This window comes from Microbacterium yannicii (assembly GCF_024055635.1).
Taxonomy (GTDB): Bacteria; Actinomycetota; Actinomycetes; order Actinomycetales; family Microbacteriaceae; genus Microbacterium; species Microbacterium yannicii.
In genome coordinates this window covers 87109-97817 of sequence record NZ_JAMXMB010000012.1, presented here as the reverse complement: position 1 = coordinate 97817, position 10709 = coordinate 87109, and the positions used below count along the sequence as shown (strand labels likewise).

Genomic DNA, 10709 nt, shown 5'->3' with positions numbered 1-10709 from the left:
CATGCGCACCCACCCCGTCTTCTCGTGGAGTGACCCCGAGAGATCAGCGTGCGCGGTCTGCGGCCAGCCGACGGCTGAGCGTCACCGCCGCGGCCCGCACTGCCGGGGTGACACGATCAGGAAGCAGCGCGTCGACGGGGCCGATCACCGAGATGGCAGCGCTCGGCGCCTCTCCGGGGATGAGGAGGGCACCGGCCGCCGCCGCCACACCGATCGTGCACTCCTCGTGCTCGGCCGCGACCCCGCGCCGGCGGATGTCGGCGAGTTCGCGCAGAAGGACAGCCGGTTCGTCGACGGTGTGCGGTGTCTGCTTCGTCAACCCGCCGGATACGACGCGCGTCACCGTCTCGGGCGTCGAGAACGCGAGGATGGCTTTGCCGAGTGCGGTCGCGTGGGCGCGATCCCGCCCGCCGACCCGCGTGGAGAGCTCCAGCGCGCACGGGACGCGCAGCACCGCGACGACCACCACGTCCGCGCCGTCGAGCACCGCCAGCTGCACGGTCTGCCCGGTGACATCCCGCAGCTCCCTCATCACGGGGAGCGCGAGCCGGCGCAGCATCCGCGGCTGCGGGACGGTCTGGCCCAACTCGAAGAGCCGGACCCCGAGGTACAGCAGTTCACCGTCACGGTCGAGGAATCGCTGGGCGACGAGGTCTGCGGCGATCCGCGACACCGTGGATTTCGGGAGATTGGCGCGTCGGGCGAGCTCCGAGACGCCCAGCCCTTCGTCGTCCTCGCCGAAGGCGTCGAAGACGGCGGTCACGCGGTCGAGGACGCTGACCGAGTCGGTCCAGCTCGCGGTGCGCATCGGGCCGCTACGCCGCCGCGGCGAGCCGCCGGCTCACCGTGCTCCCCGCAGCACGGACGAGCGGCGCGGCGCGCTCGGGGTCCATCGCGCCGCTCGGACCCGCGATCGAGATCGCGCCGAGCACCGCGCGGGCGCTCGAGAGGACGGGGCTGGCGACGGCCAGGATGCCGGGGTACGACGCCTCGACATCCATGGCCACCACGGCATCACGGACGTGGGCGAGCTCTTCGCGGAAGTGGTCCGCGTCGTCCTCGACGAGTGGCGCGCTGATCCGGTCGACGACGGCCGGATCCGCGCAGAACGCGAGGTAGGCCTTGCCGCTCGCGGTCGTCAGAGCCGGGGACCGCATGCCGGCGCGGGTCGGCAGCATCGGAAGCCGGCCGGCCACCGCGGCGATCGACACCATGTCGGTCCCCTGCTGCACCCACAGCCCCACGCGCTCGCCGGTGATGTCGCGCAGATTGCGCAGGACGGGTGCCGCCGCCGCGACCAGCCGCCGGGGCAGGCTCGCTCGGGCCCCGAGCTCGAACAGGCGCAGCCCGAGGGCGACGCCCTCCTCGGTGCGTGCGAGGTAACGCTGGCCGGTCAGCTCGGTGACGAGACGCGAGACTGTCGACTTGGGCAGCCCCGTGCGGGCGGCGATGTCGGTGATCGTGATCGAGCCGTCCGACTCTTTCACGGCGTCCAGGATCGCGAAGATGCGATCCAGCACCGAGACCGGTGCGCGCGTGTCGGGGGGAGTCGTGTTCCATTCGGCGAGACTCATCATCGAGTGTCCTCTCCCAGCGGGTTGAATCGTCGTCGATCGCCCTTCGGTTGTCGAACGTACTAGTTAGTACAGATCCATGCAACGCTAAAGACAAGAATCACGCGGGCACCAGCGCCGGTGTCCGCAGGGAGGTGCCATGCGCACGTCGATCGCGACGGTCTGCCTGAGCGGAACGCTCGACGAGAAGCTCGTCGCCGCGAGCACGGCGGGGTTCGACGGAGTCGAGATCTTCGAGCCCGACCTCATCGCCTCCCCCCACTCGCCGGAGGACATCCGCGACCGCGCCAGCGCGCTCGGACTGACACTGGACCTCTACCAGCCCTTCCGGGACTTCGAGGGAGTGGGTCCCGAGCTCCTCGAGCAGAACCTCCGCCGCGCGGCCGCGAAGTTCGCCCTCATGAACCGCCTGGGCATCGAGACCATGCTGCTGTGCAGCAACGTCGCGACCGCGCGCAGCGGCGACGAGCAGCTCGCCGCCGCCCAGCTGCGCCAGCTGGGTGATGTCGCCGCCCGCTTCGGGGTGCGCGTGGCGTACGAGGCGCTCGCCTGGGGCCGGTTCGTGGACAGCTACGAAGCTGCCGCACGCATCGTGCGGCTCGCCGACCATCCCCGTATCGGCCTGTGCCTGGACAGCTTCCACATCCTGTCGCGCGGCCACAATCCCGAGGCGATCGAGACCATCCCGGCCGAGAAGATCTTCTTCGTCCAGATGGCGGATGCCCCGCTGCTCTCTCTCGATGTGCTCTCGTGGAGCCGGCACCACCGCCTGTTTCCGGGCGAGGGCGGGTTCGACCTCGGAACGTTCATGGCTCACCTGGTGCGCACCGGGTACGACGGCCCCGTCTCGCTGGAGATCTTCAACGACACCTTCCGCCAGGCCGATCCGCTGGCCACCGCCATCGATGCACGGCGGTCGCTGCGCTGGCTGGAGCACGAGACGGCGGCGGCTCTGGGCGCCCCTGCCGGCGGTCGCGCCGCGCGCATGTCGACGCACAACCTGCCAGCGGTCGAGCCCCCCGCCGACGTCAACTACGTGGAGCTGCGCACCGGCGAGGTGGCTGAGCTCCGGCGGCTTCTGGCTCAGCTCGGCTTCCGGCCGCACGGGGAGCATCGCACCAAGCCCGTGGAGCTCTGGACTCACGGCGCCGCTCGGGTCGTCCTCGGCGCTCCGGAATCCGGACGCGCGCAGCCGACCGTCGCGGGCATCGGCCTCTCGGTGGGCGATCCCTCTCTCGCCCTGCGCAGGGCCAGACAGCTGTTCGCCCCCGAGGTGCCCCGCGCCGAAGGCGAGGGCGACGAGCCGCTGGTCGGCGTGAGCGCTCCCGACGGTTCCGAGGTGTTCTTCGGCGCCGGCCGAGGAGCGGAGCCGAGGTGGGTGGGTGAATTCGGCGCGCCTGACGGCGACGACGCGGGCATGATCGAGCGCGTCGACCATCTCAACCTCGCTCAGCCCTGGCAGCACTTCGATGCCGCAGTGCTCTTCTTCCACTCCGTCCTCGACCTTCGCACCGAGGCATCGGTCGAGGTGGCCGCCCCCGTCGGCCTGGTGCGCAGTCAGGTGCTGCACAGCCCGAACGAGGTCCTGCGGATCGCCCTGAACCTGGTGCCCTCGGGAGCCGGCGAAGACGCGATCCTGCCGCAGCACATCGCGTTCGCGACCTCCGACGTCCTCGAGCTCGCCCGCGCCGCTCGCGCGCGCGGCTTCCGGCCGCTCGACATCCCGTCGAACTACTACGACGACATCGAAGCGCGCTACCAGATCGACCCCGCTCTCCTGGACGACCTGCGGGAGCTGAACGTCATGTACGACCGCGACGAGGCCGGGGAGTTCCTGCACTTCTACACGCACCCGATCGGCACGGTGTTCCTCGAGGTCGTCGAGCGTCGCGGCGGGTACGCGGGGTACGGGGCGCTCAACGCGCCGGTCCGCCTGGCGGCGCAGTATCAGCACCGCCGCGCCGGCGAAGGGGTCCTCGCGTGACGGGGCAAGGTGCCGACGCATCGACTCCCCACCCGCCCGGCGACCGCTACCTCGTCGGGCTGATCGGTGAAGGCATCACCGCATCGCTGACTCCCGCACTGCATGAGGGCGAAGCACGTGCACTCGGCCTCGACTACGAGTACCGCATCTTCGACCTCCTGGAGCTGGGCCGCCCGGCGGAGGATGTCGGTGCCCTCCTCGCCGATGCACAGGCCGCCGGCTTCACCGCGATGAACATCACGCATCCCTGCAAACAGCTGGTCCTCGACCTGGTGGACGAGCTCGATACGGATGCCGCGCACCTGCGCGCCGTGAACCTCGTGGTGTTCGACGCCGGCGTCCTGCGCGGCTACAACACCGACTGGCTCGGCTACCGCGACGGTCTCCTCGCCGGCCTGCCCGGCGCGTCGTTCCAGCGAGTCGTGCAGATCGGGTGCGGAGGCGCAGGCGCCGCCACCGCCTATGCCCTCCTGTCGGAGGGCGCGGAACGGCTCGACCTCTTCGACGCCGATCCGCGCCGCGCGGACGAGCTCGCCGCCCGCATGCGGCGCCGGTTCCCGACGCAGGTCGTCACGACGCTCTCGCCAGAGCAGCTGGCGTCCGCCATCGCGGGTGCGAGCGGGATCGTGCATGCCACACCGATGGGCATGCTCCACCATCCCGGGGTGGCCTTCGACCTCGGCCTCCTCCCGCCGGAGGCGTGGGTGTCGGACGTGGTCTACCGGCCCCTCGAGACCGACCTCATCCGGGAGGCCGCCCGTCGAGGACACCCGGTGCTCGACGGAGGGCGGATGGCGGTCGGACAGGCATGCGCTAGTCTCCAGATCATCACGGGCATCCAGCCTGATCGCGACAGAATGCAGCGGCATTTCCGTGGGCTCATCAGCGCCGAGGAGCGGTCAGGGACGGGGAAGGGCGGTCGATGAGCGATCAGCTGAGCGATGTGCGAGAGACGCCGACGACCGAGCGTGCGGTCCGCACGCAGGACGACATCCTCCGGATCGCCACCGCCGAGTTCGCCGCCAACGGCTACGCCGGCGCGCGCGTGGACGAGATCGCCGCGCGCACGCGCACCACCAAGCGGATGATCTACTACTACTTCGGCTCCAAGGAGGGGCTGTACCTCGCCGTGCTGGAGCGCGTGTACGCCCAGATCCGCCAGGTCGAGCGCGGCATCCACGTCGAAGAGCTGTCGCCGGATGCCGCCCTGCGGACGATCGCCGAGGCCACCTACGACCACCACACCACTCACGAGGCGTTCATCCAGCTGGTCAGTATCGAGAACATCCATCGTGCCGAGCATCTGCGCCAGTCCGAGACCATCCTGCGCGAGAACGCCACCGCCATCACGCTGCTCGAGGAGGTCATCGAACGCGGCGTCCGCGCCGGCACCTTCCGCGACGATGTGGACGCCGTCGACGTGCACATGATGATCAGCGCCTACGCCTGCTTCCACGTCGCCAATCGCCACACCTTCGCCGCCATCTTCGAGCGCGACATGCTGGACCCCGATCTCCAGGACTCCCACCGGCGCCTGATCGGCGACATGGTGGTCGCCACGATGACGGACCGCGCCGCGCGCTGACGGCCCCGGTCCGCCCGACCGGCGTCAGTCCGAGGGGGCTCGCAGCGCGGAGAGACGACGCGTGATCGTCATCGCCGCCGCACGCAGCACCTGCGCGACCCGGTCGGCATCGACCTCCTCACCGTTGCCCGAGACCGACACGGCTCCCGCCAGGGTCCCCCCGGGCGCGAAGATCGCGTTCGCGGTACAGGACACCCCGCCGACGAACTCCCCCGCCTCGGTGGCGAGCCCGCCCCGGCGGATGCCGGCGAGCTGACGCCGCAGCACCGACGAATCGGTGATCGTCTGCGGCGTCCACGGCACCAGGGGCGCCGGCAGCACGTCGTCCCCCACTGTGTGGGCGAGCACCGCCTTGCCGAGCGCGGTCGCGTGCAGGGGCAGCCTTCCCCCGGTGCGCACGATCGACGGCCCTGCCGCCCGGCCGCGCATGACGGCGATGCAGACCGCCTCCTGCCCATCCCGGATCGCCAGATGCACGTTCTCGCCGGTGCGGTTGCGAACGTCGGCCATGACCGGCAGGGCGGCGATCCTGAGCTCGCGCGGCTGCTCGGCGAGCTGTCCCAGCTCGAACAGCCGAAGTCCCAGGTGGATCAGCTTGCCGTCGCGCTCGAGATATCTCTGGCGCACCAGCGTCGCGACCAGGCGCGAGACCGTCGATTTCGGTAGGCCTGCGCGCAGTGCCAGCTCGGAGATCCCCATGCCCCGGTCGTCGCCGTCGAACGCTTCGAGGATGCAGGTCATCCGGTCGAGGACGCCGACCGCGTCGCCGGCGATCGCGGACATGACTCAGGCCACCTGCAGCGCCAGCCGATGGGTGAGCGCGAGAGCCGCGTGGCGTACCAGAGGCGCGATCCGCTTCGGGTCCATGTCGGCGACGGGACCCGCGACCGAGATCGCCGCCACCGGCAGGCGCTCCGGTGAGAGCACGGGGCTCGCGACGCCGACGACGCCGGGGAAGGTCTCGCAGCGGTCGATCGCGACGGACTCCGTCCGCACGGCGACGAGCTCCTTCTCGAAGGTGCGCCGCCTGCTCGAGTCGAGGCCGGTGATCACGCTGCCGAGGACGCCCTCGTCGATGGTGAAGGCCAGCACCGCCTTGCCGAGCGCGGTGGTCACCGACGGGACCCGGACCCCCGCCCGGGACGGCACGGGCCGCAGCCGCCCGCGGACCGAGATCACCGAGAGCATGTCGCGGCCCTCCTGCACGGCGACGTTGAGGTGCTCCCCCGTCGCGTTGTAGAGCTCGGCCAGCACCGGGAGAGCGGCGGCCGTGAGCCGGCGCGGCGTGCTCGCCCGCGCTCCGAGCTCGAAGAGGCGGAGGCCGATCGTCACGCCGTCCTGGGCGCGCATGAGATAGCGCTGGCGGACCAGGTCGCCGACCAGCCGCGAGACTGTCGACTTCGGGATGCCGGTGGCGGAGGCCAGCTGCGTGATGGTCGTGGAGCCGTGCGACTCGCGGACGGTGTCGAGGATGGCGAGGATCCGGTCGAGCACCGACACGGGCTCGTCTCTGACAGCGGATCGCATGTGTGCAGTATCCGTCGGCGTGGAGGACGCGGCAAGCACGCAGGTCGGGACGGCGCCGAAGGTTCCACCCAGTGGGACACGGGCACCGGAGCGGTCGCCGGCGCGACCGAGCGGGGGCCAGGACCCGTCGGAAGGACGTGCCCTGGCCCCCGCTTCACGCACCATGATGGCGCGCTCCCGCGTCGATCAGGCGGTGCAGAACGGCTTGATGCCCATCGCGCTCTCGAGACCCTCCATCACGTGCTGCTTGAAGAAGTCGTCACCCGCGAGCGGGGCGTCGGTCCACGCCGCGACGTCGTGACCGAGGGTCGTCAGCCAGGACCTGCCGCCGTCGTAGTACTGGCACCAGCTGACCGGGTGCGATTCACCGTGGCCCGCCGGGGTCGCCTCGCTCGTGGCCTTGTCGACCTCGAGCAGCACATTGACGAAGCTCGGGTACGGCGTCAGGTTGTACCACTCGTCCTTGAACGCCCAGGTCTTGGGCAGGAACGAGGTCGACACGTCCCGGTTGTTGATCGTCTCGACCGTGCCGTCGCGGTTCGGCCCGTGGTTGTAGAAGTTGGCGCCGCCGAGGAGCCCCTCGTAGTACTCCCACGAGTACTCTGCGCCGAACGCGTTGTGGATGCCGACGAAGCCGCCGCCGCCGCGGATGTACTGCATCAGCGCCGTCTGCGCGGTGTCATCGAGCGTGTCCCGGTTGGAGCTGAGGAAGACGACGGCCTGGTAGTTGTTCAGCCGGAACTGCGACAGGTCCTCGGTATAGTCGGCGGCGATGCCCCGCTCGGCCGCCCATGCGATCAGCCCCGCCTGGGCGACGTTGTCGGCGTTCAGCGGCGGGTTCAGGCCGGGCGCCAGCGGGCTGCCCAGGTGGGCGTGGCGCGGGCCCGCCGTCCGGCTCCAGATCAGGATCCGCTTCGGCTCGCCTTCCGTCCAGCCGTTGCCCCATTCGTGGTAGCACGACGGATCGATGCCGCGGCACACGCCGTAGTCCTTGATCTCGTCGAGGTAGATCTGGCTGGCGGTGGCGGGCTTGCCGTTGCCGTTGCCCTTGTCCTTGTCGGCGCCGGCTGCCGTCCCGGCGAGGACGATCCCCGCGCCGAGCGCCGCCGCCGCGACGAGCGCGACCCCGGAGCGTAGTAGCGATCTCATGTGATCTCCTTCGATCATTCGAGGTGGTCCTCGGGGCGTCGAAGCGCGATCGCCGCACTCGGCCGATGACGGCCTCCGGCCCCGCCTGGGGAGCGGGAACCCGGATCGACCCTCGGGTTGCTGAGAATGTAGGCGGGCCGCCACGACGTCGGCAACGCGCGTTCCATCCAGTAAGCCGGGCATCCTCCGCATGGCGCCGCCGGGTGCCGCCGGCGGCGGTTGCACAGGCCGACCGCCGCCGCAACCCCCTCGGGCTTCGCGCCCCGGCGGGGCTAGATTCCCGGCGACGGCTGAGCGCCGGGCTACCCGTGCCCGCGGCGTTCACGCTCGCGCGGTCGAATGCCACGCGGAGCGACCCGACGACACGCCGTGGGAGGTACCGCTGATGCCGCAACCGTCGCAGGAGCAGAACGAGTCCGCCACGCGCGATCTCGCCCCGGCCGACACCGACGACGACTCGCTCCGGATCTTCATCGTCGGCAGCGAGATCGAGCCGCTGACAGATGCCGCACTGGAGGACGTTCCGCCCATCGTCCGCCGCATCCGCCGGAAGGACGAGTTCATCTGGCTGCACCTCTTCGAGCCCGATGAAGACACCGTGCGACGCGCGCGCGACGTGCTCGGCATCCATCCCACCGCCGTCGCCGACGTCGTCTCACGCCGGCAGCAGCCGAAGGTGCAGAAGTTCGACGAGCATCTCTTCGTCATGCTCTGGAACGTGCTCCACACGCCCGAGGAGGCGCTCGTGCTGGGCGAGACGTTCCTCTACATCGGCGAGGGCTGGCTGCTCACGGTGCAGCGCGGCAACGGCGGCAATCCGCCCGATCTGCCGAAGTTGCTGGAAGAGGCGCCCGACCAGGCGCGCACCGACACGATGCCGGCGGCCTACACGATCATGGGCGAGATCGTCGACGGCTACGCCCGAGCGGCGGCGGCCGTCGAGTCCGCCCTCGAAGAGCTCGAGGAGCAGGTCTTCAGCGAGAGCGAGCGCGAGGACCACCACCGCATCTACCGGATCCGCAAGGACATCGGCCGCGTGGACCGTGCCGTCTCGAGCATCGCCGCGGCGCTGCACGAGAGCACCCGCCATCTCGAGACGCTCACCGTCGGCAGCGAGCGCATCGTGCCGTACCTGCACGACCTGCTGGACGACGCCGCGGGGACCGCGGCGTTGATCAACAACCAGAGCAAGGGTTTGGATGCGATCCTCTCCAGCTACGAGAACAACGTGGCGGCGCGGCAGAACCAGGACATGCGCACGATCTCGGCCTTCGCGGCTCTCCTCGCCGTGCCGACCCTCATCGCCGGGCTCTACGGCATGAACTTCAAGAACATCCCGCTCGTGCAGTGGCAGTACGGGTGGATCGTGATCGGACTGACGATCGTCGTCCTCGATCTCGTGATCTACGGGCTCTTCAAGCGCCGCCGCTGGCTCTGACCGGCAGCGCTGAGACGGATCACGCCGCTCGGAGAAGCCCGCTGCTGCCCATCAGTCGCTCCGGCACCAGCTGGATCGCGACCCGGGACGGATTCACGCGCGGCTGACGATACCGCCGCGCGTAGAGCTCGACCGCCCGCGCGACTTCTTCGGGATCGTCGTGCACCGTCGCGCGTGCCGGGAATGCGAGCCACCGCGCCCCGTCGACCTGGCTGACCGTCGCGGTGCCGTCGCGCAGGATGTTGCGCACCTTCTGCGAGTCGCGTGACGTGATGATGCGCAGAACGCCGCCGTCGAAGGTGAAGCCGACCGGGACCGAATGGATGCCGCCCCACCGCGCCATGGTCGACAGCGTGCCGATGTGCCGCTCGCGGACGAACTCGACCCCCGCCTCCGACAGTTCCCGCATGATCCCACGCTAGTCGCCGTGAGACGGGCCGACGGTCATCGCGGTGCTGAGATCTCCGCCACATCCGAGGGAAGGGTGCCGCGCTGCAGCCACTGCTCTGCCGGAGACGGATGCCGCGGGTCTATCGTTCTCGCATGACGACGACTCCGCCCGGGTGGTACGACGACGGCCACAGTGCCCTGCGGTGGTGGGACGGCTCGCGGTGGACGGAGCACGTCGCCGAACCCGACCCCGTCCCGGCGGAACCTGCGCCCGGTCCGGACGCGGTCGCGACCGACGCTGCGGCCACTCACGATCCCGGATATCCCTCCGACTCATCCGCCCCGCTCGCCCCTGTCGGGGCGTACCAGGATGCTGGAGCCGTGCCCTCCGTCGGGGCGCCCGCGTCCCCGGCACCGGCGACTCCTCCGTCACCGCCGAAGTCCAAGCTCTGGATCGTATGGGTGATCGTCGGCGTCGTCGTGCTCGCGTTCCTCATCCTCGCGGGCGTGCTCCTGTCCCGGCTGCTGGTCGCCGGTGTCGGGCAGATCGGCTCGTCCGGCTCGGGCGGGCCCGCCGACGCCGATCAGCAGGCCGCGGTCGCGGCGGTCGAGCTTTACGACGACGCCTGGCAGGACGCCGATTGCGACGCGTACGTGGCGTCGACGACGGAGGGTTTCCGCACGGAATCCGGGCTCACGGACTGCTCGGCATTCGAGAGCGAAGCCGAGGCGTTCGGGTCGGCGGTCGAGGACTACGAGGTCGAGGTCACCGACGTCCGGCAGGAGGAGGACGCGATCGTCGTGACCACCACTGAGACCTTCACCGCCCTGGTCGACGACAACGGCGAGCCGCTCGACGAACCCACCGATGACTCGATCGACTGGGTGTACACCGTCGTCGCCGACGGCGACGATTGGGTCATCGACGACCTGCAGTGATCCGGCGCCCGCGTGACGGCGGAGCCGCGCGACGGCGGGGCGGGCATCGGTTCTGGATCGATTGATGCCGTCGCCGTCGCCAAGGGCTATGCTCCGGCCATGGGGAGCTCTGGGGGCTCGTCC

At 70.4% G+C, this 10709-nt stretch carries 11 protein-coding genes; 5 read left to right on the top strand and 6 right to left on the bottom strand.

The annotated features are described in order from the left end of the window. Nucleotides 1-43 precede the first annotated feature (43 nt). Together NCG93_RS06875 and NCG93_RS06870 are read right to left on the bottom strand one after the other, a co-directional pair. The gene (locus NCG93_RS06875; RefSeq protein WP_194414685.1) at nt 44-808 is read right to left on the bottom strand and encodes an IclR family transcriptional regulator; all 765 of its coding nucleotides are present in this window, start codon (nt 806-808) and stop codon (nt 44-46) included. Between the two features lie 7 nt (nt 809-815). Next, nucleotides 816-1577, bottom strand: a complete 762-nt coding sequence (locus NCG93_RS06870) for an IclR family transcriptional regulator (protein WP_194414686.1) — start codon at nt 1575-1577, stop codon at nt 816-818. 136 nt (nt 1578-1713) lie between these two features. Here NCG93_RS06870 and NCG93_RS06865 point away from each other — a divergent pair, with 136 nt between their 5' ends. The 3 genes from NCG93_RS06865 to NCG93_RS06855 are packed head-to-tail and all read left to right on the top strand — an operon-like array spanning nt 1714 to nt 5143. Next, on the top strand, nt 1714-3558 hold the full coding sequence (locus NCG93_RS06865; RefSeq protein ID WP_194414687.1) for a bifunctional sugar phosphate isomerase/epimerase/4-hydroxyphenylpyruvate dioxygenase family protein: 1845 nt from the start codon (nt 1714-1716) through the stop codon (nt 3556-3558). Continuing rightward, entirely contained in the window at nt 3555-4484 is a 930-nt protein-coding gene (locus tag NCG93_RS06860; RefSeq protein ID WP_194414688.1) for a shikimate dehydrogenase, read from the top strand. Before NCG93_RS06865 ends, NCG93_RS06860 begins: the two co-directional genes overlap by 4 nt. After that, complete coding sequence (locus NCG93_RS06855) at nt 4481-5143, top strand: TetR/AcrR family transcriptional regulator (RefSeq protein ID WP_194414689.1); 663 nt, start codon at nt 4481-4483, stop codon at nt 5141-5143. Before NCG93_RS06860 ends, NCG93_RS06855 begins: the two co-directional genes overlap by 4 nt. Before the next feature lie 24 nt (nt 5144-5167). Here NCG93_RS06855 and NCG93_RS06850 read toward each other — a convergent pair whose 3' ends face one another. The 3 genes from NCG93_RS06850 to NCG93_RS06840 all read right to left on the bottom strand — a co-directional run bounded on the left by NCG93_RS06850 (nt 5168) and on the right by NCG93_RS06840 (nt 7819). Next, entirely contained in the window at nt 5168-5926 is a 759-nt protein-coding gene (locus tag NCG93_RS06850; RefSeq protein ID WP_194414690.1) for an IclR family transcriptional regulator, read from the bottom strand. A 3-nt stretch (nt 5927-5929) separates the two neighbouring features. Beyond that, nucleotides 5930-6670, bottom strand: coding sequence for an IclR family transcriptional regulator (locus NCG93_RS06845; protein ID WP_194414691.1), 741 nt, complete (start codon nt 6668-6670; stop codon nt 5930-5932). Between the two features lie 186 nt (nt 6671-6856). Next, on the bottom strand, nt 6857-7819 hold the full coding sequence (locus NCG93_RS06840) for a ThuA domain-containing protein (protein WP_194414692.1): 963 nt from the start codon (nt 7817-7819) through the stop codon (nt 6857-6859). A gap of 385 nt (nt 7820-8204) precedes the next feature. Between NCG93_RS06840 and NCG93_RS06835 the strand changes: the two genes are divergently transcribed. Continuing rightward, a complete protein-coding gene (locus NCG93_RS06835) occupies nt 8205-9257 on the top strand; it encodes a CorA family divalent cation transporter (RefSeq protein ID WP_194414693.1) in 1053 nt (350 codons plus the stop codon). 19 nt (nt 9258-9276) lie between these two features. Here the strand turns inward: NCG93_RS06835 and NCG93_RS06830 are convergent, their stop codons facing one another. Next, entirely contained in the window at nt 9277-9666 is a 390-nt protein-coding gene (locus tag NCG93_RS06830) for a TIGR03618 family F420-dependent PPOX class oxidoreductase (RefSeq protein ID WP_194414694.1), read from the bottom strand. Nucleotides 9667-9800: 134 nt separating this feature from the next. On the opposite strand from NCG93_RS06830, the gene NCG93_RS06825 reads away from it, so the two are divergent. Then, entirely contained in the window at nt 9801-10586 is a 786-nt protein-coding gene (locus tag NCG93_RS06825; RefSeq protein ID WP_194414695.1) for a DUF2510 domain-containing protein, read from the top strand. Nucleotides 10587-10709 lie beyond the last annotated feature (123 nt).

Bases quoted from the DNA above. Each gene is read 5' to 3' on its own strand.
- NCG93_RS06875 (WP_194414685.1), bottom strand. From the start codon at position 808: ATGCGCACCGCGAGCTGGACCGACTCGGTCAGCGTCCTCGACCGCGTG.
- NCG93_RS06870 (WP_194414686.1), bottom strand. From the start codon at position 1,577: ATGATGAGTCTCGCCGAATGGAACACGACTCCCCCCGACACGCGCGCA.
- NCG93_RS06865 (WP_194414687.1), top strand. From the start codon at position 1,714: ATGCGCACGTCGATCGCGACGGTCTGCCTGAGCGGAACGCTCGACGAG.
- NCG93_RS06855 (WP_194414689.1), top strand. From the start codon at position 4,481: ATGAGCGATCAGCTGAGCGATGTGCGAGAGACGCCGACGACCGAGCGT.
- NCG93_RS06850 (WP_194414690.1), bottom strand. From the start codon at position 5,926: ATGTCCGCGATCGCCGGCGACGCGGTCGGCGTCCTCGACCGGATGACC.
- NCG93_RS06845 (WP_194414691.1), bottom strand. From the start codon at position 6,670: ATGCGATCCGCTGTCAGAGACGAGCCCGTGTCGGTGCTCGACCGGATC.
- NCG93_RS06840 (WP_194414692.1), bottom strand. From the start codon at position 7,819: ATGAGATCGCTACTACGCTCCGGGGTCGCGCTCGTCGCGGCGGCGGCG.
- NCG93_RS06835 (WP_194414693.1), top strand. From the start codon at position 8,205: ATGCCGCAACCGTCGCAGGAGCAGAACGAGTCCGCCACGCGCGATCTC.
- NCG93_RS06830 (WP_194414694.1), bottom strand. From the start codon at position 9,666: ATGCGGGAACTGTCGGAGGCGGGGGTCGAGTTCGTCCGCGAGCGGCAC.
- NCG93_RS06825 (WP_194414695.1), top strand. From the start codon at position 9,801: ATGACGACGACTCCGCCCGGGTGGTACGACGACGGCCACAGTGCCCTG.